The sequence below is a fragment of the Virgibacillus halodenitrificans genome (genome assembly GCF_001878675.1).
GTDB classification, from domain to species: domain Bacteria; phylum Bacillota; class Bacilli; order Bacillales; family Amphibacillaceae; genus Virgibacillus_Q; species Virgibacillus_Q halodenitrificans.
Map to the genome: position 1 here is coordinate 3,126,508 of NZ_CP017962.1, position 25,469 is coordinate 3,151,976.

Here is a 25,469-nt window from a genome sequence, read left to right on the forward strand (position 1 = left end):
GAAAATTTCAGGCCGTTCCATGATCAGAAGCATCAAACATCCATATGCTACTGCCACAATTCCAGCAAATACTCTGCATTTGCCTGTAGCACCTTATAAACTTCCTCGGACATCGTATTACGCTGGTACTGCTTATCTAATAGCATAGTAAATCTTTGTAAATGCTTCCGAGCCTTCTCCATCTCCTCTTTATCTTCAAAAAGTTGAATGGTAGTCAATTGATGTTTCAACAGACGAGCATCCTTCTCCGCATCAAATGCATCCTCTGCGGCATAACGATCAACCAATGCTTGCATCGCAGCCGCGCTCGTAGTTACCTTCAACACATACGTTGCTTCAACTGTATTGCCTGCCTTATCTGTAGCAGTCACCACAAGCTGATGCTCGCCTGGTTTTCTAGCTAAATTTAACTCTGTACCTTGTTCATATGCTTCTCCATCAAAGGTTGCCGCTACTTTGTCTATTCCACTATCTTCATCCCTCGCTTCCCAGGTGAAGCTTACCTCATCTGTGACAGACAACGTCGTTTCAGCTTTCAGTTCTTGCCCGTCCATCATAGTAGTAACTTCCGGCTTTGTTTCATCCGTTTTTGCCATAAATTTAGCGTCCGCCCAGTCGGCATGGTCATTCCCATTGTTATCTCCACCATCGGTGACAACCAGTTTCAACTGCTCCTTACCGGTAATGTCCACATCGATAAGCTTTGCTGGTGTATCTCGTCGCATGACACCACTTTCAAATAACTTTTCGCCATCTGCAAAGACTTGGAAATTAATTGTTCCCGTATTATTCGCTTCTAGATCCAGCCCAACATAGGATTGAAATGTCTCATAGCCTTTCCCGGCGATATCATACGTAATCTCTGAGTGTGCGTGTGTTCCAAGGCCTTTTTCATAAGTAACAGGTTCGGATTCACCTGTTAATGTTAGTTTGTTTCCATCCACACTCGCATCCCGTTTGATCGATCCCCATCCAATCGTGGCATCCTTCCAATCTAAGTCACTCAAATAAAGTTCATCAACAACCTCAAATTGAATGCGATATTCCGCTGATAGCAAGCCATCTGCTGAGGTCACATTAACAACAGCTGTACCCGGCAACGCATCCGCCTGGGTGATCTCTACCTCCGCGTCATCACTAATCGCACTTACTTCAACTTGAGGTATTTCATCCTTCGTTCCATTTAAAAATTTCTTCGTAAATTCATTTACACTCGGATTAAAATTCTTCAATTCCTCTCCATCAATGGTAATCCCGTCTACTAACTCATCTGTAACCACTCGCTTGCTTAATTCCATCGCTGAATCTTGTGCGGTAATTGGACGCAAACGGTAACTGGAGGTATAGGACTGATCTGACTGCAATGTATACTCTGGATGTGGACGCGCCCCCCAGCTGTTGTCGCCGCCAAGACCCATCTGGTGATAATTCAAGTTTACAAAAATATCATCCTTTTTCTCCATTTCATATGGATGACCTGCGTCTTCGAGGTCCTTTTCCGTGTAATGAAGTGCCCCAAATTCCATAAGCGGCAATCCTGTTGCCATAAGACCCGTGCCATCTTCATTTGTAAATGTTACCCAGCGCACATCTGTCTTATTACTTGTCTCCTGTGGCATTGCATATGGAAAAAATTCATCATCAACCGTACTGTTGTATACGCCTACTGGATAACCGGTTTTACGATCCCAATAGTTACTTTCCGGTCCTCGGCCATACCAATTAATTTGCTCAAATTCCCCTGGCAATGTTAATTCCATTCCAACTGCAGGAATTTCAGGAAGACCATTTCCAGGTGTTAATGTGTTTTTAACTGCTACCTCTCCCGTTCCATAAACGGTATAAACAGTTTGGTATTTTGATTCCGTTGAAGTTGGCAATGTACCTGAAACACGGATACGCACAGCATTCTCCCCATATTTCGTTACTTCAACATCCGTAACTGTTCGATTAGCACCAGCATCACGCCATGTACCTGTTCGTGAAGGCATGCCATTCCCTACATCATTTTCATTTGGGGCGCGCCAGTAATCAGGCTGTGGACCGCTCTTCAGCAGATCTTTTCCACCTAACTTAAATGAATCAATTGTCCCTGTCTCTTTGTTAAAGTCCAATGTAAAACCACTGCCCTCAATAGCAATTGCTGAATCTCCTTCATCAATAGCTAGCTCCGGCATATCACCAATCGCTTCCGGCTGCTTCTCCGGAACGTCATATGGCACTTTAAACTGCTCTGCGGCAATTTCATGCCCTTTAGAAGCCCAGCTCGTATCCTCTTTCAACTTAAAGCTAATGTTCAAATAATACTCCGCACCAGCCTCCAAGGATGGCTGCTCCATTGGTAATTGAATTTCCTTCGTCGTCATTGGATTAATATCTAAGTCGTCAAGTGTACCTTCCTGAAGAACCTCACCGTCCTGCTTTAATTCCCAATGCGCATCAAATTTGCTTACATTTGTAAAAAGAAACTCATTTTTTAGTTTGATAACACCATTTCTCACATCTTCTTCATGTACCTCGATATCCTGATAAACCTTTTTTACTTCCATTAGTTCCGGCTGAACCGTTCGATCTGCAGAAACAAGGCCATTCGCAAGGAAGTTACCATCATTCGGGTTATCGCCCCAGTCGCCACCATAAGCAAGGTAATATTCATCTTCCTTACCTGGCACCGGTTCATACAGATTTTGGTCGACCCAATCCCAAATAAATCCACCCTGCAAATTATCATAACTATCGATAGCATCCCAATATTGATACAAATTACCAACACTGTTGCCCATCGCATGAGCATATTCAATTAATAAAAGTGGTTTTTCACTACCTGATTTTCCGTAATTTTCGACATAGGATACTGCTGGATACATCACACTCTCCATATCCGCCCAGCGTGTATCCCCTTCATAGTGAACCATTCGGCTTGGATCGAGCTCACGTGCTAAGTCTGCCATGTGCTGAAATGTCGTACCACTTCCTGCCTCATTCCCAAGTGACCAAACCAATACAGATGGATGATTTTTATCTCGCTCAACCATGCTGCGCATTCGATCAAGGGAAGCTGGCAGCCATTGCGGATCACTTTTCGGAAGCTCGAAGCGTTTCCCATGTGATTCCAAATTCGCCTCATCCATTACATATAGTCCGTACTCATCTGCTAACTTATAAAATTCTGTCTGATTCGGATAATGCGAAGTACGAACCGCATTAATATTATGCTTTTTCATCAATTTAATATCTTCAATCATTCGCTCTCTGGAAACCGTACGACCGTCAGATGGATCTATTTCATGGCGGTTTACCCCTTTCAAGGTAATCGCTTTACCATTAAGCTTCATCTGACCATCTTGCATTTCAAACTCACGGAAGCCAACCTTAGTGCTTGTTGTTTCTATAATTTCTCCATCACTATCCTTCAATGCGACAACCAATGTATACAAATTCGGATGCTCTGCTGACCATTTTTTCGGATTAGCTACAAGCTTGTTTTTCTTTATAGCTACCTGCTTCTCTCCATTAAAAGCAACCTCCCCGGTAAGTGGCCCATCTAACACGCTGTCATTATTTTCATCGTATAAATCCATTTCAACTGTTTGGCCATTTACTTGCTTGTCACTATATTTACTAATATCTACCTCTACGTTCAACGTGGCATCTTCAAAATTCTCATCAAGATCTGTTGTCACAGTAAGATCACGCATATGCGTATCTGGAGTGGAATATAAATAAACATCACGGAAAATGCCGCTTAAACGAACAAAATCCTGATCCTCCAGCCAGCTTCCATCAGACCAGCGATATACCTCCACAGAAATGGTATTTTTTCCTTCGCGGTTGATGTATTCGGAAATGTCGAATTCAGAAGGGGTAAAACTGTCCTCACTATATCCTACTTTTTTTCCATTCACCCAAAGATAAAATGCTGACTCAACACCCTGAAATGACACATAAACCGGATCACCATTCCAATTTTCTGGTACAGTAAATTCTTTTTTGTACGACCCAACCGGATTAAACTTCGTCGGTGCCTTTGGTGGTGCCGGATTCTCTACTCCTGTCCATGGATAAGTCACGTTCGTGTAAATTGGATGACCATATCCCTTCAACTGCCAGCTGGACGGAACTTGAATAGAGTCCCATTCTGACACATCATAGCCCTCTTGATAAAAATCCTCAGGTCGCTTGTCTGGATTTTCCGCCCAGTTAAACTTCCACTCCCCGTTGAGTGTCTTATAAAACTCCGACTGCTTCTCATCATCCTTCAATGCTGACGCAATATCCTTATAATAGGAAATCGCAGCACGTGCAGGCTCCCGGTTCACTTCAAAAATCTCCGGGTTGTTATTCCATTCCGGATATTCAGCATTTTCTGCAGAGATAGATTCCCCACCAAAGCTCGTACTGCCAAGCATCATGACAGTCAGTGCACTTACACCCATCAGCTTCTTAAACATCGGCATTTCTCCTCTCCCTTATTTTTTATAATAAATAACAGAAGGATTAAAACATTTCTGCTATCTACTAACACTGTGAACGGCGTTTTAACTATGTATCCAGGAATGCTCTTCTTGCAGGTTCATGAAATACGTGACGGAACCTTCTCAAGATACACTGTCGAAAGACCTAAAACATGGAAAAACACCCTCATGTTGCGGCTATACTACATATTTTTAAGCGCTTACACAATGCAGATCTTGTCTTTTCTTTTAGAAATATTGCTTTTTTATTTTAATTTTGGGATTATTCAGTTTATATTTAGGAGATACGTACTAGAGTTTAAGTGATTGGTATACTTTAAGGGGAATCTAGCCTATTACGTTGTGACTATGGGGGGATTGGGAGTGCTTTCACTAGATAAATAACTTTAAATAGAATAAATAATTTACGCTTCTCACATAGCAAAAACTCCAAAATTAAAAGAGAAGCGTTGATAAAACTTCCCTTTAATTACTACTTGGATTATCTTTAAAGGTACTATAAATTAATTACTTGAAAAAGACTTTTCAAGTACATATTTTCCTAAAGCATAACCTACGCCATCATTATTACAGTGCTTCGTGATATAATGAGCCTTTTCTTTTGCTGCTGCCTCACCGTTTTCCATCGCAATACTAATTCCAGCCACTTCAAACATAGAAACATCATTTAAATTATCTCCAATAGCAACCGTGTCTTTTAGAGAGACACCGAGATAATCAGCCAGAAATAATAATGCATTTCCTTTGCTAGCCTTATTATTACCTAACTCAAGTTTTTGGGCACCAGATGTAGTAATAGATATATCATCTCGATCTGATAATATTCTCTTTAATGTATCTAATTTCATCATGTCAAAAGAAAAAACAAAAACTTTATATGGCTCCATCTTTGAGGTAGTTAACTCCAAGTCGTTTTGCACAAAGTGTATATTATGTTGACTGTATTGTATCTCAACTAAATCCTTAGCCCAAGCTGAATCACCTTGTATATTTTGTATTTCGTCATTCAATATGTCTTTTCTATCCCCTTTTATAAAGATACCCTCATTGGTATAAACTTCATAATATACATCCATCTTCTCTATTAACTTTATCAATTCAGATAGGATAGCTTCAGAAATGGTTTGTTGTTGAATAATTTTATCTGAGTAGCAAGTAATTGCTCCATTTCCTGAAATAATAGGACAATCAATATCTGCAAGTTTCAGGATTTTTTTAGTATCATGAAGCGAACGACCAGAAGAAATAACTATGGCATTTCCTTGTTCTTGCACATCACGTATAGCTTTTTTATTGAAATCGCTAATGGTACACTCGCTTGAAAGTAAGGTACCATCCAAATCAATTGCAACTAACTTCACCTTAATATCCCCCTTATTATTTCTTCTTTCCTAAAGGAACAGACTTCTTTACGTATTAAAAGAAGTCTGTAAAATATTCTATACAAAAGATGGTACTACTTTGTTTTCACTGCCTACCATTTTAATTTTTGATTTAGCCATTTCGATTGCAGCTTCCTTTGCTTTTTGTAAATAAGCTCTTGGATCCAGACTATCCGGCTCCTGTTCAAAATGAACTTTGATCGCTTTGGAATAAGCATTTTTCAATTCTGTGGATACATTTACCTTTGCCATCCCAAAGGATACACAGCGCTTGACCTCCTCAATCGGTACAGCAGAACCTCCATGAAGAACTAATGGTACATCAACCAAATCTGCTATGTCAGCAATACGATCGAAGTCAATATTCGGTTTACCTTTATAGATACCATGTGCTGTCCCAATCGCCGGGGCAAGGGTTGGCACTCCAGTTAATTCAACAAACTGTCGGCATTCTGCAGGTATTGCCTTTTGGGCATCCTCTTCTGCCACAACAATATCATCTTCCACACCGCCTACTTTACCTAACTCAGCTTCTACATTGACACCGAGTGATTTTGCAAGTTTCATTACTTCTTGCGTGCGGGCTACGTTTTCTTCAAAAGGGTGCATGGATGCATCGATCATGACAGATGTATAGCCAGCACGGATCGCTTCTTTAATCACTTGAAAATCGGTACAGTGGTCAAGATGAAGACCTGTTGGAATTGAAAAGTGTTCGGATGCCGACTTGGCAACCTCTACAATATTCTTTGCACCAAGTGAACGTACCGTCCCCACAGTGGTTTGTAAAATAACCGGTGACTTCATCTCTGCTGCTGCTTCAAGCACCCAGTAAATACTGTCAAATGAATGAACGTTAAAAGCTACGATTCCATGTTTATCTGCTCTTGCTTTTTCAAGCATTGGTGTAGTTGAAATAAGTGTCATGATTAATGGACCTCCCCTGAAGAAATCGCTTTTTCTACAAGTGCTGCGAGTTTTTCATTTGTTTGTGCTTCAAGCAATTCTTGACGCTTATTATCATCCATTAATACTCTAGATAATGAGGATAATGCCTGCAAATGCGTTGAGCCTGCCTCCTCTTTCGGAATAAGTAATGCTATAAAGAAGAAAGCCGGTTGATCATCAAATGACTCCCATTCAATTCCAGTTTCCGTCCGCACAATAACGATTGCTGGTTTAAGTATTCCAGCACACTGGGTATGCGGTATAGCAAAACCGTCTTGAAAACCCGTTGTGCTTTGCGCTTCTCTCTCCTTCAGTCCTGTTACGACTTCTTCTTCAGATGAAGCAATCCCTTTTTCCATAGCAATTGCTGCTATCTTTCTAAATACACCTAGTTGTGAAGTTTCTGTCGCTTGTAATTGAATAAAATCTGCTTGAATTATTTTTGACATTTAAATTACCCCTCTATTGGTTTGTTATTTGCAATTTTTTTACGATAAAAACCATATATTACAGCTCCGGCGATGGATCCAACTAAAATGGAAATCACCCATTGGATGGCACCTGTCACAACTGGCAACACCAGAAATCCTCCGTGTGGTGCAGGAACCTGCACTCCGAAAATATAAGTTAAAACTGCTGCAATAGAAGAGCCTAACATGATAATCGGAATGACCACCACTGGGTTTTTGGCTGCAAAAGGAATCGCGCCTTCTGTAATATGAGTAGATCCTAAAATAAAGTTAACCATACCTGCATTTTGTTCTTCCTTCGTAAAATATTGACGGAAAAATACAGTTGAGAATGCGATAATTAACGGGGGTGCAATACAAGCAGCGGATACTCCTGCCATAAAATAGAGGTTCCCCTCTGCAAGTAATGCTGTTCCTGTCAGATATGCCGCTTTGTTAAATGGTCCACCCATATCAAAACCACACATGGCACCAACTATTATACCAAGAACAAGTGGATTTGATGATTGAATACCCGCTAAGAAATCCATCATACCCGTATTAAGTGCCTCTACTGGAGCAAGTAATGGTGTCATTACAGCACCAATTAGGAATATACCCAATAAAGGATACAAGAAAATTGATTTTAATCCATTAAGTGAATGTGGAAGCTTTTTCAACAATTGCTGAAGCAAAAGGATAATATATCCTGCAGCAAAACCGGCAATGATTCCCCCTAGGAATCCAGCTCCTCCATCATTCGCAAGCAAACCGCCAACAAAACCTACAACCATGCCTGGTCGCTTAGCAATCGACTCCGCAATAAATGCCGCAAGAATCGGTACCATTAGACTGAATGCCAACCCTCCGATATTCTTTAGAAAAGCTGCGAATTCGTTATAGGATTCATGAGTTGGATCAGCAGAATGAATACCAAACAAGAAAGATACAGCAATTAACACTCCACCACCAACTACAAATGGAAGCATATGAGAAACACCATTCATTAAGCTTTTGTAAATAAAATGAACCCAATTCTTTTTGCTTCCCTGATCTGATTCCTTTCTCATATGCTCATTATCTGTTTCTTTTACAGATTGATGCCCTTTCACATAATGAATTGGCGCGGTCTCATCTACAATCTGCTGTATCAGTTCTTTTGCTGAACGAATCCCCCGGGCAACCGGAACTTCCACAATACGCTTACCATGAAATCGATCAGTGTTTACATCTTTATCTGCAGCGACGATCACACCGTCTGCCTCCTGAATCTCTTTTTCTGTTATTTCATTTTCCACACCCACTTGTCCATGTGTTTCTACTTTAATGTCAATATCCATTTCTTTAGCAGCTTTTTTTAATGCCTCTGCAGCCATAAACGTATGCGCAATACCTGTTGGACATCCAGTAGCTGCTACAATTTTTATCCGCTTCATGCTTCTTCCTCCTCTATTTTCTTTATTCTTACTTCTTGGATTAATTTTTGTATGTCTTTCAAATCACTAAGTCCTTTAGAAAAAGCTGTTGAGGCACCGACAGCTGTTGCATAAATTAGCGACTCCTCTAATGTATAGTTTTTCAACTGATTCCCTATAAATGCAGCCAGCATAGCATCTCCTGCACAGGCTGTATTTACAACTTTTCCTTGTGGTGTGGTAGTTTTTCTTAAGCACTGTTTATCATTGGAAAGAAACAATGCTCCATCCTTTCCCCTTGAAATTAGAACGTTCTTTGCACCTTTCCTGAGAAGGACATTCCCATTGGTAATCAACTCTTGTTCCGACAGACTTTTTTCCACTCCAAATAAATTAGCTATTTCTTCTTCATTTGGTTTTAATAGATAGGGTTCATACTCCAGTGTACTCATAACCGCTTGCACACTCGTATCCAGAACCAATTTTATTCCCCGTTTATGGCATATCTTTGCAATCTCTACTATAATCGTTTCTGGAACACCTTTTGGCAAACTACCTGAAACAATTAGAATACTGTGGGCTGGAATCGCTTTAATCTTAGCTAAAAGCGACTCCTGATCGGAAACAGGAATAAATGGTCCTTGATTTACAATCTTATATTCAGAAGTTGTATTAACAAACACATTCACACGCGTAATTCCTTGTGTCCTAACAAAGTCAGTGCTTATATCCATTTCGTTCAACGTATCTTCAATATATTTTCCTGTAAAACCGGCAGTAAACCCTAACGCAACACTATCAATACCTAGCTTCTTTAACATAATCGAAACGTTAACACCTTTACCATTAGCCTGATAATCTTCATCAATGGTGCGATTTACAGTATCGGGTTTAAGGTTTTTAAGTGCAACGTACATATCAATGGCAGGGTTCATCGTGCAAGTATAAATCATTGCTTCACCTTCTTTATCTGTCGTTATACTTCTTTATGTAATTAAATTATTACATATCTTTGCAGGTAAATGTTTTCAGATTCTGTAAAGGTTTTCAGAGTAGTTAATAATCCTTTCTTTTTTCTTCAGCCAACACAAAAATACCGGGGCTAACAACCCCCGGCAAGAAATAACATTTTCATTTAGATGTTCGAATTACATATGCATCCAATAAGACACGCGCGATTACATTTAAAGATAACCTAGATCGTACTTCGTATTCCGGAAATAAAGAATAGTCACTTTTAAAACCTAGTAACGTAATATCAGAAAGTTTGCTTAAACTTGAATTTACATTTGTAGTTAAAGTAATTGTAGTCACTTGTTTTAAACTTAGATTTTTACATGCTTCTATGAGTTCTTCTGTTTCTCCCGATAAAGAAATAAAAATAGCCAATTCACTATCTTTGATTTTACCAGACTTGATTCTAATAATATTTGGATCATCATGACTTTCGCAGGTTTTGCCCATTACCTGAAGTTTGACCATCATCTCTTTTGCAATCATTTCCGAAAAACCTCTTGCAAATAAATATATTTTCTCAGCATTATGTATTTTTTGTACAGCGTCCTCAATTTGACCAATGCTTTGGAGTTGAATCGTCTTTAAAACCTCTACTTCATTTTTGCGAATAGCTCGTTTTATATTTTCATCAATATCGCCTAACTGATCATTTACATCTACCATTTTCTTTTCTTGCTTTAAACGATATTTAAAAGAAGTAAATCCATTATAACCTAGTTTTTTCATTAAACGGACAATAGTGGCAGTGGAAACTGTAGCACGTTCACTTAATGTAACAATGGACATCGTAGCAATCTCTTCAATGTGTTTATGAATGTATTCTAAAAGGTAACGTTCAGAATCACTTAACGTAGACAAGGTCGTTGAAGGTATATCAAATAGTGGTTTATCCATTTCCTATACTCCTTAAAATATGTTTTAGATACCATTGTTACTTATTAGAGATAAAATGCAATAAATTTAGAAAGAAAACTTCTTTTAATATAACTCATACATGGGTAAACTGTCACTAATGTTTCAACACACTTAAAACTGCAATCAAATTAGTTGTAAAACTTCTTTACTTTATAATAAAGAATTTTTACGAATAGATTACACTTAGTCAAAATACGATTAGAGCAATGATATGAGAATGGATAATGGTGAGCACCCTATTTTCAAAGTGTGGATTATGAATATAGAAGCTTTTGAATCCTATATTTAAGAGAGAGTTCTGTTCATACTTTCTCTCCCTACTTCAAACATAATACAATTTTTTCGCTTCGCTTGCTAAGTTATTAAAATTAATATCATCCTTAAATTGCTTGGACACAACAGCATCCCCCTATTAATCCTTTAATAATCTACATGGAATTCCTCGTTAAGTCCCTCGACCATAACTGATTTTCGTGACCCAGAGATTAACTAAGTGTTAGGAAACCTTCTCCCTCAAGATAATTTTTCCACCCTCTCCTATCAAACTGCATACCATTCCTTAATTTTCCTTTTCCAGAATACACCATATAAATAAGCCGCCCTTATCTCAGGCGGCTGTAGTTTATTGTAAATTTACCCAAACACTTTTCACTTCTGTATAATTATCCAGCGCATAGTTGCCCATTTCACGGCCAATACCTGATTGCTTATATCCGCCAAATGCTGCTGCCGGATTCTCCTGATTACAATCATTGATCCATACTGTACCAGCTTTTAGGCGCCGAGCCACTTGATGCCCTGTACGGATATTTTCCGTCCACACTGCCGCTGCAAGTCCATAATCACTATCATTTGCACGCTGAATAGCTTCCTCGGTAGTATCGAAAGGGAACACGGCAACTACTGGACCGAATATCTCTTCTCTTGCAATACGCATATGGTCTTCAACATCTGCAAATACAGTAGGCTGGACAAAGTAGCCTTTATCAAATTCCCTCTCTCCACCAACTACAAGTCTGGCACCTTCTTCTTTTCCGATCTTAATATAATCTAGTACTCTTTCAAATTGCCTTTTGGAGACAAGTGGCCCCATTTCTGTTTCCGGGTGCATTCCATTACCTAGCTTTGTTGCCTGGGCCCGTTTGGCCAACTCTTCTACTACGCGATCATAATGTTTTCTATGCACATAAACACGTGAGGTTGCACTACAATTTTGTCCGTGATTATACATTATTCCTTCATATGCCCCTTCGATCGCCTTTTCAATATCTGCATCTTCCAAGATAAGGTTTGGCGATTTGCCACCCAACTCCAATGTGATATCTTTAACCGTATCCGCAGCTTTACGCATAATGGACTTCCCCGTAGCTGTTGAACCAGTGAAGGCAAGTTTATCTATATCCGGATGGTTAACAATTGCCTCACCGGCTATTTTCCCAAAGCCAGGCACAATATTGACAACCCCTTTTGGAAAGCCAGCTTCCTTGAGCAAACTAGCGACATATAATAATGATAGTGGTGTTTGCTCGGCAGGCTTAATAACAGATGTGCAACCGGTAGCTAAAGCTGCGCCTAATTTCCAAGAAGCCATCGATAAAGGAAAATTCCAAGGAATAATTTGACCGACAACCCCTACTGGTTCATGCTCGGTATAATTTAAATAGTCTTGTGAGATAGGAACTGTCTGACCAAGCACCTTTGTTGCCCAACCAGCATAGTAGCGAAAATGTTCCACAGTGCCATCAATATCATCGGTAAGTGCAACTGAATATGGTTTCCCATTATCAAGTGACTCTAATTGGGCAAGTTCTTCACGGTTCTGCTCTATTAAATCAGCAAATTTGTAAATGAGATGTGATCGCTCAGCTGCAGTAATTGTTCTCCATTCCCCTTCCTCGAACGCTTGGCGTGCTGCTTTGACTGCTAGATCAATGTCCTCTTTTTGTGCTTCACTTACTCTGGCTAACACTTCTTCTGTGGCCGGATTAACTACTTCAAATTTCTTTCCACTAACTGAGGGAACATACTCCCCATTGATAAATAGCTCCTTCTCCCCCTCTAAAAACGCTTTTACCTTTGGTTTTAAATCTATTTGTGAAGTAAGCATGATAACATCCTCCTCGAATATTTATTTTGATAGATATAGATTTGATAGAGTTTCCAGGATTTCTCTCAATTTAGCATCCTCTTCCTCCGTTAATGATAATCTTGGTCTCCTGGATGGCCCTCCCGCAAGTCCTTGTAAATCCATGGAACGTTTAACAATCTGTACATATTTACCTGAACCCTCCAGGAAATTACATAATGGAAGAATCTGATCATATAGTTCCCACGCTTTATCTAAATCACCCTCTTGGACACTAGTAAACAAGTCGGTAGCAATCTTCGGAACAATATTTCCTGCAACTGAGATCCAGCCTGTTGCTCCAACTAATAGTGATTCCAGAACGAGGTCATCTGCGCCACAGAATGTTTTCAGAAACCCTTTCCCTTGACGTGTAATATCACGAACTTTACGAATTTCCCCACTAGACTCTTTTATATGTGTAATGTTATCCACATCACGAGCTACTTGAAGAATCGTTTCCGTTCCAATATCGACACCTGAGGTAAATGGATTGTTGTATATCATCACTGGGATGCTAACAGAATTGGCTACTGCCTTAAAATGCGCATAAACTTCTTCATCTTTCGGATGAGCATAATAGGAATTGATTACCAATGCGGCATCTGCTCCCGCTTCTTCTGCATGCTGTGTGTACATAATTGCATCCTTTGTCGTCTCAGCTGCAGTACCAATAATTAATGGGATGCGCCCGGCCACTTGTTCCACAGCAAGTTCAGCCGTTTTAAACTTTTCCTCTTTAGTTAAGCTCACAAATTCACCAGTACTTCCGTTAACAACGATTCCAGCTACGCCTTGATTAATAAAATGTTCGATGTTATCTCTTAGTCCATCATAATTAACTTCCTCATTGTCAAACATTGGTGTAATTAAAACCGGATAAGCTCCTACTAATTCTTTCATTTGAATTCCTCCTAAATTGTTTTATGAACTTGCGATTTTTTGATTTTCCTGTTTCTTTACATTCACACTATCTTGCTTGGTATACCAGATAAATTTATTAGTGAATCCATAAATAACTGAAATAATAATGACCAAAAAGTTAAACCATAGAAATGGGAGGTAGGCTAATGTGGATACGCCAAGAGTTGCTGCCATGAACACCCCGCCATCAGACCATGGAACCATTGGTGTGGTCACAGTTCCTCCTGCTTCTGTATTTCTTGAGAGAACGCGCCTATCAATATTTAAACGGTCATAGTTTTCCTCCGTTATTTTACTCGCTGTGATAATGGAAACATAAGCTGCTCCACCAAAGAAATTTCCAAAGAATCCGGAAAGCAACGTAGTAACCGTTGTCTTACCAGCATTGTCAGCCCATGACAACATCTTTAGACAGATCACCCGTAAAATACCTATTTTCTCCATTAGTCCACCAACACCAAGCGCAAACAGGATTAACACAATCACATCCAACATAAAGACGATGCCGCCCCTGTTAAGCAGATTGTCAATGAACTTCACGCCAGAACTTATTTCACTTCCGGCATACAAAATATTGATAGAATCCAAGATGCCAACACCTTGAAATAGAAAGGCCCAAATAGAACCAAGTAATGCTCCAAATAAGATGACAGGAATGGATGGCATTTTCATCGCCAATAAAATAATGACGATTGCTGCTGGGATAACCATGTACCAACCAATATTAAAATACTCATCAAGTGAAGCCATTGTTGCTTTAGCCTGGGAAAGGTCCCCACTGTTTTCCATAAAGAAAAAACCAGTTACCACAAACAGGATTCCTGCAATTACAAATGCAGGTGCACTTACATATAGCATGGACTTGATGTGGTCAATTAAATTCACCTTGGAAAGTGATGCAGTCATTACAGTTGTGTCTGATAAAGGTGATAGTTTATCCCCAACATAGCAACCCGAAATAACAGCGCCTGCTACGAGGGGTAATGGTAAACCAAAGCTTGCACCAATTCCCATCATCGCTATTCCTGCTGTACCTGCAGAACCAAAAGACGTTCCCGTAGCTATGGACGTAATTGTGCAAATCACAAATGCTGCCAAAAGGAAAATACTTGGGTGGATAATCGAAAGCCCGTAATAAATAATACTCGGCACAATCCCACCTGCAATCCATGTTCCAATCAAAGCTCCAACAGAAATAAGAATCAGGACAGCTTCAGAGCCATCATAAATTCCCTTTAATAGACCATCTTGCATTTCTTTATATTTGTAGCCAATCCTCCAGCCAACAAGCATAATCATAAACCATGTTGTCAGTAATGCCAGCTGAATCGGTATACCAAATTCCACAACAAAGAAAAACATAATTAGAATAAAGGATACCAATACAAACAGAACTTCAGATAACGTAGGCAATCTTTTATCAGCACTCATTTTTCACTCTCCTTTTTTATTCAGCAAAGAAAACGCTTGCATTTTGAAATTTGAAGTACATGAGCTACTACTTTAATAAGAATCCTTCTTCCAATGGATCCTCCTGGTCATAAATAAATTGGTGTTCCCCTGTCACGAACGGTCGGGTCTGGATAGAATACCCCCTTTCACTCCCTTCCACCCCCTTTGCCCTGAATTCACTTCCGAATATACTCCGGTTAACCAATTCAGTTGGCTCTCTTCCGTTCTCAAAAGCTGTACATAGTGCAAATGTAGTATCCATACCGGGTGATCGAAGAATGGCGCCATCTCTTTCAAAAGTTACGGATTTAAACTCGTTATCAGCAATACGTTCTGCCAGAATTACGCCTTCAAAGTGAACCGTTTCCTTCAATCTATTAACCGCCTGTTTTCCCCATTTCAAAATGTCAGATAAGAATGCCATATCAATCTCTGGGATGATCTTCGGAAGTTGAAAAAGCACATACCTCCTTGAATAATCAATTTCAACCAAGCTATAATTCTCGCTTTCTTCTATTAGCTTGCATACATTACTTTCAATCTGCAGTAATTCGAGACCTTGACTTGAATTATTAAAACGAGCGTGTATAGGATAAGTACCTTTTATGGTTTCTATATGATAAATTCCATCTTCTTTTACTTGGATATTTCCAGTCTCCAGTAAAGCTGTTAATGTTGCCAGCAGACCACTATAACTGAAATGTCTTTCATTCTCATGATGGATAAAGGAGACGGCATAGTCCGCCTTGTTGGATGGTGTAACAATACATCCATTTACCCCTCGATGGCCTCGTGGTTCATTTAATAATAATGCTTTTTCCTTACTAAATTGCTGTGTTAGAGCATTTTGCTCCGATTTGATATGGGTTAATTGCATTGGTGAATAGGTAATGATTCTGAATATCTCCCCACACACATGGGTATCAATTGTTGTTAACATTTTATTAATTTTCATGCCTTCACCCCCTTCCTAATGTCCTTCCATTGGTGGAATTAACAGAAACCCTTCTTTAAGAGGATCATCTCCATTATAAAAAAAGCGATGCATGCCCATTACCCATGCAGAACCAGTTACCTCTGGCAGAACCGCCTGATACCCTTTTAGATCTGTTACCTCCAGTATCTTTGCTTTAAATAACGTACCAACAATACTTTCATACACGAATAATTCATCCACATCGATTTCAGCTCTGCTGAATAATGTAGCAAGCTTTGCTGAAGTCCCTGTACCACACGGAGAACGATCAATCCCGCCTGGTGGTACTACTACCGTGTTTTTCAGGTCAGCATCTTTATGAACAGGATCGGTGTAAAATTCGATATGTGTCAGTCCCTTGATAAATGGGTATTCTGGATGAATAATCTCTTCCTTTTCATTAATTGCATTACGTATGGTAATCGCTTTATCAACAATTACCGAAGCATTTTTCGTTGTTAGATCAATCCCTAACTTACGGGCATCGATAATTCCGTAAAAATTCCCTCCATAAGCAATATCACATTCTACGTTGCCAATACCTGCTACTTCCATTTCGATTGACTTTAATAAAAAGGAAGGAACATTTGCAAAGGTTACTTCTTTTGCCTTACCGGATTCTACTTTTACTTTTGTTCGGACAAGTCCTGCAGGTGTATCCAAATTGATCAAGGTATAAGGTTCGTTCACTTCGACCATCCCTGCCTCAATAAGCGCTGTACAAAAGCCAATCGTATCATGGCCACACATTGGCAAATAGCCGCCTGTTTCGATATAAATAACGCCGAAATCAGCTTCCGGATGACAAGGATTTACCATCAAGGCACCAGACATTACATCATGACCTCTTGGCTCATTCATTAGAAAATTCCTTATCCAGTCGTAATGTTCCTTCATATAAAGCATCTTATCTGACATTGTTTCTCCCTTTAATTCTGGAAGCCCGCTTAAGACCGTTCTCGTCGGATTTCCCCCAGTATGGGTGTCTATGGTTGTAAATAAACGTTGAAATTCCACCTAGCCTGTCACCTTCTCTCTAAAACGGTCATGCCTTAAAGGTTCTGTAGGGATACATGTTTCCTTTCCGGAGAGCATTTCTTCCATCACCTTACCAGTTACTGCTGCTAAGCTAATGCCATCACCTTCATGACCTGCTGCAACATAAAAACCCGGCACTTCCTCTACCTCTGAAATAATTGGAAGATGATCCTCTGTCCAGGGGCGTAAACCAGCATATGTCCTGATCACTGTCATATCTGCCATTTTTGGATAAAATCGCAGCGCTCTCTTGGCAATGTATTTGGTAACATGATGATCTACCTTTAAGTCAAACCCACTAAATTCCCGACTGCTGCCAATTAAGAAATTCTGACTCTCCGTTGGCTCAAATACTAGAGCAACGCCATATTTTTCTGTAATTGGATCGACTACCCTCTCCCCACCAAATTTAGATATAAGATAGCCAAATTCCATAACCTTGCGTAAACCTACAGGCTGCTGTCTGGATGCTACAATTAATTGTCCTTTTCGCGGTTCAATCGGAATATCGACATCCAGCATTTTTCCTATAAACGGAGCCCAGACCCCACATGCATTTACAACTTTATTTGCTGTAAAATTACCATTCGTTGTTTCAATGACAAATTGATCTGTTGCATCTTTATAGATACGTTTCACCTCAGTATGAGTATGTACCTGGGCCCCATTTTTTTGAGCACTATAAAACATGGAATATGTCAGCATATATGGGTTAACAGTAGAATCTGTCCGACATTCTAATCCGCCATAAAGGTCATCAGCAAAATAGTTCGACTCATTTCTTAAATCACTTCGGTCAAGCATCTTGAAATCCAAACCAGCAGACTGTTGCTGGTTCACCCATCTCTGGGCAGCCTCCATCTCCTGATCATTTTCACAGACCAGGATACTCCCGGGATTACGGTATTCAAACGAAACCTCAAGCTCCTTATTTAACTCATGTACAAGCTGTTGGCTCTTTAAAGACATTTTACTATCAAAACCAGGGTCTTTATCGATGGCAAGTATGTTTCCATCACACCTGGAAGACGTGCCACTTGCCAATTCCTTTTTTTCTAAGACAGTTACATCCAGGCCAGCCTTTGAGCAATAGTACGAAATAGCCGCACCCATAATGCCGCCACCAATTATAATAATATCCTTGTGCACTGTGTCCCCCACCATTATCCTCCTCTCTTTTTATCGCTTACATAATATAATGCAACTTCCATGCCAAAAATCAGTTCGCAGAATATACAAACTTATGTTGATTTTGGATTTCCAATGTGTAAAAATATTATAAAAGTGTAAAATATTCTATACAATAGGAGTGAACGTGGGATGTTCTCAACTTTTAAGGATATAACAGCCTTTATAAATACGGATTTCACATTAATAATGGACAAAGAACTAGATAAACAAGGTATCGAAAGCCTGGCTAATAAACAGGAACCGCTTTTTTTGCAATCAAACGAGGGAGTATTCCATATTACCTGTTCACAACAGAACAGACAGTTGGTATACCACTTATGTGAAACAGTAAGTATCGAGGAAAATTTAACCAATGTAATAGAGAAATTACAGTATAGTGATTGGCTCATCGTATTAAATGATTCTGATCAAATTGTTGGTTACCTGAACACACAACGAATATGTAAGGAATTATTTCAAAAATACCAGCAGCTTCAAGCATATATTTCTACAGTTCTTAATACGATTAACGAATCGTGTACCGTCATTGATCACGATAAAAAAGTAGTAGGGTGGACAAAAGGAGCAGAAGGAATTTTTTCTGTAAAAAGGGAGGATATTATCGGTAAATCCATTATTGATTTCTTTAGCACTGAACATTTGGAGATCCTTAATGCTTTGGAAAAAGGTACTTCCGTGTACCACCAACAGCATCTCGCACGTGAAAATAAAGTAGTATTGATTAATTCAAACCCCGTCTATTTTAAGGATAAAATTATCGGTGCAGTAGTTTCAGAAACAGATATAACCAGCCAGATTAGACTAAATAACGAACTATACAACACCACTGAAAAACTCTTCCATCTAGAGAAAGAAGTAACCAAGCTCACATCAACTGAAGATCCATTTCAGCATATACGAGGTAACAGTACTGCACTCAAAAAAACAATTACGAAATTAAAAAAGGCCTCCACAACAGAAGCCGGAATTTTGATTCATGGAGAAAGCGGGGTAGGTAAAGAACTATTTGCTAAAGCTGCCCATAATATCCGAGAAGATAACAAGGCCCCGTTTGTCGCCATTAATTGTGGTGCTATTCCCTCTAGTTTATTTGAAAGTGAAATTTTCGGATATGAAAGAGGAGCATTTTCCGGTGCAGATCAAAAAGGAAAAAAGGGAAAGGCTGAACTTGCCCAGGGGGGAACCTTATTTTTGGACGAGATTGGCGAAATGCCACTGGATATGCAAGTGAAAATCCTGCGACTGTTACAGGAACGAAAGTTTTACCCTGTTGGTGGTACAAAAGAAATTGAAGTGGACTTCCGAGTAATCGCTGCTACCAATCGGGATTTAGCTGAATTAGTGAAGGAAAATAAATTTCGGGATGATCTATACTATCGCCTAAATGTGGTCAGTATCGAGATCCCTCCACTACGAAAGCGTCCGGAAGATATCATTGAGTTAACCCATTATTTTCTGCATGAAATATCCATTAAATATAGCCGACCGATTCACGGAATATCCCAGACAGTCATGCAAGCGCTCCTTCAGCATGATTGGCCAGGAAACGTCAGAGAACTTAAAAATGTGGTTGAAAGACTGGTTGTTTTCTCAGAGAATGGGGAAATAACCACGGAGGAACTCCCCTTTGAATTCGATTCAGAGAAGATAAATACAGCACGTGGCGCAGCAACACTTCCTAATAAAGAAAATGGTTCTCTAAATGAGATGCTACAGGAGGTAGAAAGAAATATTCTTTTAAAAGAACTAAAAAAAGCCGATGGTAATAAACAGCTTTGCGCCAAAAACCTGCAAATCACCCGTGCAACATTATATAATCGCTTAAACAAACTGGGTATTAAATAAGCATCTGTCAAACTGGCATCATTCTTGCATTAATTAATATGTACAGAATTTACTTTACAGAGGTGACTTTAATGACAGAACAAGAAATTATTGTTTGTAGATGTGAAGAGGTTACATACAGGGAGTTAAATGAAACCGCTGTCAAATATAATTGCACAGCACGGGAATTAAAACTTCGCACAAGAGCAGGAATGGGATATTGTGGAGGTAGGACTTGTAGACCATTGGTTGATAAACTGACCAATTCTCTGGACAAAGAAAACCGTAAACAAATTACTTTGAAATATCAGCCGCCCATACGCCCAATCAGCTTTGGTGATTTAGGTGGTGACCATCATGAGTGAGCGCATTCTAAATCATCCGGTACTAGGAAGTTTGGAAAATACGGAAGAAGTATCTTTCACATTTAATGGACAGTCGTTTAAAGGTCAAAAACATGAATCCATCGCTGCTGCATTACTGGCAAATGGAGTTCGAACGCTAAGGTACCATGAAGAAAATGGTACACCTCGGGGCATCTATTGTAATATCGGACATTGCTTTGAATGCAGAGTAAAAGTGGATGGAAAGCAAGGAATTCGCGCATGCCTTACCCCACTACAGGACGGTATGGTTGTTGATAGCGGCAACCAACTGCCGACACCGGTTCGTGATTGGAGTGCTGAACATGCATGATGTGATCATAATTGGAGCAGGACCAGCCGGATTGTCTGCCGGAATTACATGTGCAAACAAAGGGTTGAAGGTACTCATCATCGATGAATATATGAAACCTGGTGGACGTTTATTAGGTCAGCTTTACGAGGAACCGAATGGCAACTGGTGGAATGGGATAAAGGAATCAGCTAATTTATATCATCAAGCACTGGCTGCAAATGTGGAATTCATGATGGAGAGACCTGTGTATAATCTGGAAAAATTAGAGAGTGAATGGATGATCTATACAGAACAAGAAACAGTAAAGTCAGAGCATTTATTACTCGCAACAGGGGCTGCTGAATCACCAATACCTGTACCCGGCTGGACATTACCAGGAGTCATGTCCGTCGGTGCCGCACAAGTTATGACAAATGTACATCGGGTAAAACCGGGTAAAAAAGGAATTATCATTGGGGTAAATGTGCTTTCCTCTGCCATTGCTATGGAATTACAACTGGCTGACGTAGAAGTAGCTGCACTTACCTTGCCTAAATTAAATCAGCTGACTTCCATAGCTGCACAACCGAAGGCAGTAATGGATTCTCTACTTCATGTTTCTCATATGGCACCTTCAGCCTTCATTCGATTTGGCAGCAAATTAATGAAAAATGACTTTATGAAAAATTTGGGGGTGACATTTTATCCAAAGAATGGGGTGAAAATGTGGGATATTCCCATCCATCTACGAAAAGCTGTCATTGAAATATATGGAGAAGACCAAGTGGAAGGAGTCACATTAGCAACAATTGATACAAACGGTAAGGTCATTCAGGGAACGGAAGAACAGATAACATGTGATTTCGTTTGTATTGCAGGAGGGCTTTACCCACTGGCAGAGCTTGCTGCTGTGGCCGGTTGTCCATTTTACCAGGTGGATGAGCTGGGAGGATACGTTCCACTCCACAATGAACAGATGGAAACAACATTGGACGGGTTATACGTTGCAGGCAACATAACCGGAATTGAAGGAGCAAAGGTTGCTATGGCACAAGGTGTTACCGCTGGATTATCCATTGCAGTGAACAGCGGTATGAGTGGGTTGGATAATGAACTACAAACGTCCATTCAATCGATTAAGCAAGCAAGGGCCAATGCTCACATTCAATTCCATCCAGAAGTAGAAGAAGGAAAGCGGATTGTTCAGGAACATTGGGAGGAATTTGAAGCATCAGTGACTAATATGCCAGTTTGATGGATTATAACCAGTATCAATAGTAATTTGATACTGGTTTCTTTATGTGAAATTTGAAGTATTATAGAAACCTTGCTAATGATGATAAAAAATGGAATATATCTCTCAAGTTTTTGCAAAGTCGATAAAAAGAATGTCAAGTGCCCATGCATAAAAATGTCTATGACCCCATATAATATAAGGTAGATGATTAATAAGTTAGGGTGATTGAAATTGTTTGATAAAAGAAAGTATATTACTATGCGTTATATATCTAGACGAAAATCTCCCTGTTTAAGGGTACCATAGGTGAAGGGAAAAAAGAATAGTCCAACCATTCACTGCATTTTTCCCTGAACCGAAGCATATGTATAAAAAACCACTGATAATTTATAATTTATCAGTGGTTTTTTAATTTATATCTCTCTTTATACAGTTCATTTATAGTTCTCGGTCTACTTTTAGTTCCGCTATTGTTTATAACACCATATTTTTTTAAAAGGTTTTTTCCTATAGGAGATTTTTTTATTTGCCCAGTTTTATTTCCGCTTTTCTTAGCTTCCTTTAATACCATAGAAATTACCTCCTTGTATAAATTGTAGCACATCTCATTTATACAAAATCAACCTTCATTTTCTATTTCAAAAAAATTAGAGAGAAGTATTTTCATCCTTCCTCTCCCTATACCAAATAACACGTTTTACAACCTTAACCGAAATTTTGTACTTAGATTCGTAAAGATAAAATCAAAACATCTCCATCAATACTGCATAAACACCTCATTTATCGTTATCTTTTGTTAGGCGTAACTACCGACCATCATGATTAAGCTTCTAATATAACGATAAGCATCAATTATGGTATCAGTATTAATAGCAACCGTTAAGTGATCAACCCTCTTTACAACTGGAAGAGTCTCAGCTATATCTGCTAACCCTGTATGCATAAAAGATACTTCCACATGTAAAGGAGCTTGTATAAGGTAGGGCTTATTATTCACTCTTTCCTTAATTGCTTGTAGTGTCATGGAACGAATTTTTTCGTGTGTTTGCTTCATGCTTACGTTCCTTGCCGTCGTTCGATTCATTGTCTTTTTAACCACTATAGTATTTATGTTGGGGATTAATGCAGTTGCCTCCTCACTTAATAAATCGCAACCACTAACCATAACGACTGGCACTCCATAATAACCAGCTACAGCAGCATTTAAACCAAACTCTCCATAGTCGTTCCCATTGACTCTTATATTCCTGATAGCTCGACCATGGAATGTATGGTTTAGTATACCGTTTGTTCCCATTCTAGTATGATATCCAATAAAAATTGCTGCATCAAATTTCTCGGTCAGTCCCTCAACCATAGCTAATTTTTTTGGGGATCCAGAGATTAAATCAGCCTTCGGATGGAGGTGTTCAAACAATATATTTCTCATTGTCCCATGTGAGTCATTTACAACGACTTCTCTTACCCCGGCCTCTAACGCCCCCTCAATACACGCATTGACTTCCTGTGTCATATACATCCTAGCCCTATCATGTTCCCTTCCTGTTCTTCCAGTGTGCTCTGCATCCACAACACCTGACACACCTTCAATATCAGCAGAAATAAATAACTTCACTTCACAGACCTCCTATTCAATTGTATTAATTACCTCCTTTGCCTCCGTTATCGCTGCATTCTTTTTATATTCTTTGATGAACGCTTCCCCTTTACGCGATATAGTAGACCCAGCCCTACCTTGTCTTACGATCGTTAAACCTATATCGTGAAGAACTTCTAGGCGCATTCTAAGCTGCTGTTCTGAAATGTTTAAACCTTTTTCTTCCAAGCACTTTTTTAATGCTTTCCTACCATAGGAGGTATGTACTTTTTTACCTTCTATAAAGGTTGATAATATCTCTATACTTTCATCCAGAAAGCCATGCTCTTCTATTTTAGAAATGATTTCCCTCTGAACATCAACCTTGTTGGACTCTTCTTTCTTTGCATTGGAACGTAGGTAAAATGGTAATGAATCTAATTGAATAGGAGAATCCTCAAGGAAGGATAAATAAGTTATTACATTATATAGCTCTTTCACATTTCCAACCCATTTATAAGACTTTAAATACGAAATTACTTCATCTGTAAACTTAATATCAGTTCGATTAATTCTTTGTTTCATGTTCTCAATTAAAGGAATGAAATCTTCCATTCTTTCTGATAAAGATGGTACATTAACAGGGGTCTTCATTAGTAAATGATAGAGTTTTTCATCGAACAGATTTTGCTCTAAAAGACTCTCTGAATTCTTATAATTAGTAACAATCACGCGGGCTTGAAGGTGAATTACTTCGTTGCCGGAAATTCTCGTAAAACTTCTTGAATCAAGCATATCAAACAGTCTCTTCTGTGTAGATAAAGGTAGTTCACTAACTCCATTTATACAAACGGTACCGTTATTCGCAAGTTCAAAAACTCCCTGAGATACTTCTCCTTCTTCTTCATAACCGAACAATTCTTTCTCCAAAATATCAAAAGGTTTTGAAATACAATTTATTAATATAAACGGTAATTCTGAGGAATTAGAATAATTATGAATTGCTTGCGCAAACATACTTTTTCCAGTTCCTTTTTCTCCTTCTATATAAATTTGGGCAATAGTATCATCTACAGCATACTTCTTAGCGATATCTACTGCGCGTCTCACTGAATCACTTATTGCGATAATATCTTCAAAATGATATTGAGCAACATTGCGAATATCTTTACTGTTACCTGTTTTCACACGATCATATCTTGATAAGGAGACACAAGCTTTTAAATAGCGCTTTACTATTTGTGTTTTCGGGTATTCAAGGCCTAATAGTTCTGTAATCTCTTCAAATGTGCTCAAATCTAGTAACCTTGGGCCGACATCAATTACGCTTAATAACCCTCCCGAAAGAAGATGTTGTTCACCAGGTGTAACAATATAGTCAATAGACGAGGAAATAGGTACTTCAGGATCATAAGCCTGGTATTCATGTTCAAAAACAATCTCCCTAAGTGATCGAACAGTTTCTTCTGTATTTTGTTTATTATCATTTACTACCAGAATTTTTTGACCTGGCGGGAGATCTATTAATGTTCGTATATTCGTATAGTTTATATCACGCTTTACAATAATAATACCAGCTAATAGTTGTCAACATCTAGGTCTAAAAAATTGGCAAAAAGCATGTTACACTGAAATTGAACATGTCAAATAACCATATTGTTACAAACAATATGGTTCTGAATATTAAGATAATTGTTAGCTCACTATTATTGATCTACAAATACTTTTTTGTTTTTTAATATGGCATGGATCCAATGAACGAGCTTATTAGCGCAAGCGAAAATAATTGCACTATTTTAAAAATTACAGAGGAGCTAATCCGCTTATTGTATTTCTCACTTAACCTATTACACCCTATTATTGATTTT

At 39.0% G+C, this 25,469-nt stretch carries 20 protein-coding genes; 4 read left to right on the forward strand and 16 right to left on the reverse strand.

Annotation, left to right across the window (positions count from 1 at the left end):
• Positions 1-47: 47 nt before the first annotated feature.
• The 13 genes from BME96_RS15770 to BME96_RS15830 all read right to left on the reverse strand — a co-directional run bounded on the left by BME96_RS15770 (position 48) and on the right by BME96_RS15830 (position 18,280).
• A complete protein-coding gene (locus BME96_RS15770; RefSeq protein WP_071649553.1) occupies positions 48-4,451 on the reverse strand; it encodes a beta-galactosidase, LacZ type in 4,404 nt (1,467 codons plus the stop codon).
• Between the two features lie 527 nt (positions 4,452-4,978).
• Positions 4,979-5,836 carry a Cof-type HAD-IIB family hydrolase gene (locus BME96_RS15775; protein ID WP_071649554.1) on the reverse strand — a complete coding sequence of 286 codons (858 nt, stop codon included), beginning with the start codon at positions 5,834-5,836 and terminating at the stop codon, positions 4,979-4,981.
• Between the two features lie 78 nt (positions 5,837-5,914).
• Positions 5,915-6,784 (reverse strand): class II fructose-bisphosphate aldolase, encoded by an 870-nt coding sequence (locus BME96_RS15780; RefSeq protein ID WP_071649555.1) that lies wholly within the window; start codon positions 6,782-6,784, stop codon positions 5,915-5,917.
• Between the two features lie 2 nt (positions 6,785-6,786).
• On the reverse strand, positions 6,787-7,254 hold the full coding sequence (locus BME96_RS15785) for a PTS sugar transporter subunit IIA (protein ID WP_071649556.1): 468 nt from the start codon (positions 7,252-7,254) through the stop codon (positions 6,787-6,789).
• Between the two features lie 5 nt (positions 7,255-7,259).
• Positions 7,260-8,690, reverse strand: a complete 1,431-nt coding sequence (locus BME96_RS15790; RefSeq protein WP_071649557.1) for a PTS fructose transporter subunit IIC — start codon at positions 8,688-8,690, stop codon at positions 7,260-7,262.
• Positions 8,687-9,622: a 1-phosphofructokinase gene (gene pfkB, locus BME96_RS15795; protein WP_071649558.1), complete on the reverse strand. Its 936-nt coding sequence runs from the start codon at positions 9,620-9,622 to the stop codon at positions 8,687-8,689. The genes BME96_RS15790 and pfkB overlap by 4 nt, the downstream gene beginning before the upstream one ends.
• A gap of 178 nt (positions 9,623-9,800) precedes the next feature.
• Complete coding sequence (locus BME96_RS15800; RefSeq protein ID WP_071649559.1) at positions 9,801-10,580, reverse strand: MurR/RpiR family transcriptional regulator; 780 nt, start codon at positions 10,578-10,580, stop codon at positions 9,801-9,803.
• Positions 10,581-11,223: 643 nt separating this feature from the next.
• On the reverse strand, positions 11,224-12,708 hold the full coding sequence (locus tag BME96_RS15805; RefSeq protein ID WP_040956340.1) for an aldehyde dehydrogenase family protein: 1,485 nt from the start codon (positions 12,706-12,708) through the stop codon (positions 11,224-11,226).
• Positions 12,709-12,729: 21 nt separating this feature from the next.
• Positions 12,730-13,629: a 4-hydroxy-tetrahydrodipicolinate synthase gene (gene dapA, locus BME96_RS15810; protein WP_040956341.1), complete on the reverse strand. Its 900-nt coding sequence runs from the start codon at positions 13,627-13,629 to the stop codon at positions 12,730-12,732.
• A 21-nt stretch (positions 13,630-13,650) separates the two neighbouring features.
• Positions 13,651-15,081 (reverse strand): Na+/H+ antiporter NhaC, encoded by a 1,431-nt coding sequence (gene nhaC, locus BME96_RS15815; RefSeq protein ID WP_071649560.1) that lies wholly within the window; start codon positions 15,079-15,081, stop codon positions 13,651-13,653.
• Between the two features lie 67 nt (positions 15,082-15,148).
• Positions 15,149-16,057: a proline racemase family protein gene (locus BME96_RS15820; RefSeq protein WP_071649561.1), complete on the reverse strand. Its 909-nt coding sequence runs from the start codon at positions 16,055-16,057 to the stop codon at positions 15,149-15,151.
• A gap of 15 nt (positions 16,058-16,072) precedes the next feature.
• Positions 16,073-17,095, reverse strand: coding sequence for a proline racemase family protein (locus BME96_RS15825; RefSeq protein WP_071649562.1), 1,023 nt, complete (start codon positions 17,093-17,095; stop codon positions 16,073-16,075).
• Positions 17,096-18,280 carry an NAD(P)/FAD-dependent oxidoreductase gene (locus BME96_RS15830; RefSeq protein ID WP_071649563.1) on the reverse strand — a complete coding sequence of 395 codons (1,185 nt, stop codon included), beginning with the start codon at positions 18,278-18,280 and terminating at the stop codon, positions 17,096-17,098. It abuts the gene before it with no gap.
• Between the two features lie 156 nt (positions 18,281-18,436).
• Between BME96_RS15830 and BME96_RS15835 the strand changes: the two genes are divergently transcribed.
• The 4 genes from BME96_RS15835 (at position 18,437) to BME96_RS15850 (ending at position 22,043) form a co-directional block, all read left to right on the forward strand.
• Positions 18,437-20,152 (forward strand): sigma-54 interaction domain-containing protein, encoded by a 1,716-nt coding sequence (locus BME96_RS15835; RefSeq protein WP_071649564.1) that lies wholly within the window; start codon positions 18,437-18,439, stop codon positions 20,150-20,152.
• A 71-nt stretch (positions 20,153-20,223) separates the two neighbouring features.
• The gene (locus BME96_RS15840) at positions 20,224-20,496 is read left to right on the forward strand and encodes a (2Fe-2S)-binding protein (protein WP_071649565.1); all 273 of its coding nucleotides are present in this window, start codon (positions 20,224-20,226) and stop codon (positions 20,494-20,496) included.
• Positions 20,489-20,827: a (2Fe-2S)-binding protein gene (locus BME96_RS15845; RefSeq protein ID WP_071649566.1), complete on the forward strand. Its 339-nt coding sequence runs from the start codon at positions 20,489-20,491 to the stop codon at positions 20,825-20,827. The genes BME96_RS15840 and BME96_RS15845 overlap by 8 nt, the downstream gene beginning before the upstream one ends.
• The gene (locus tag BME96_RS15850) at positions 20,820-22,043 is read left to right on the forward strand and encodes an NAD(P)/FAD-dependent oxidoreductase (RefSeq protein ID WP_071649567.1); all 1,224 of its coding nucleotides are present in this window, start codon (positions 20,820-20,822) and stop codon (positions 22,041-22,043) included. Before BME96_RS15845 ends, BME96_RS15850 begins: the two co-directional genes overlap by 8 nt.
• A gap of 379 nt (positions 22,044-22,422) precedes the next feature.
• On the opposite strand, the gene BME96_RS19660 is transcribed toward BME96_RS15850, so the two are convergent.
• The 3 genes from BME96_RS19660 to BME96_RS15860 all read right to left on the reverse strand — a co-directional run bounded on the left by BME96_RS19660 (position 22,423) and on the right by BME96_RS15860 (position 24,897).
• Positions 22,423-22,596, reverse strand: a complete 174-nt coding sequence (locus BME96_RS19660; protein WP_156036034.1) for a hypothetical protein — start codon at positions 22,594-22,596, stop codon at positions 22,423-22,425.
• Between the two features lie 225 nt (positions 22,597-22,821).
• The gene (locus BME96_RS15855) at positions 22,822-23,640 is read right to left on the reverse strand and encodes a M55 family metallopeptidase (RefSeq protein ID WP_071649568.1); all 819 of its coding nucleotides are present in this window, start codon (positions 23,638-23,640) and stop codon (positions 22,822-22,824) included.
• Positions 23,641-23,652: 12 nt separating this feature from the next.
• Complete coding sequence (locus tag BME96_RS15860; protein WP_231478638.1) at positions 23,653-24,897, reverse strand: sigma 54-interacting transcriptional regulator; 1,245 nt, start codon at positions 24,895-24,897, stop codon at positions 23,653-23,655.
• Between the last annotated feature and the right edge of the window lie 572 nt (positions 24,898-25,469).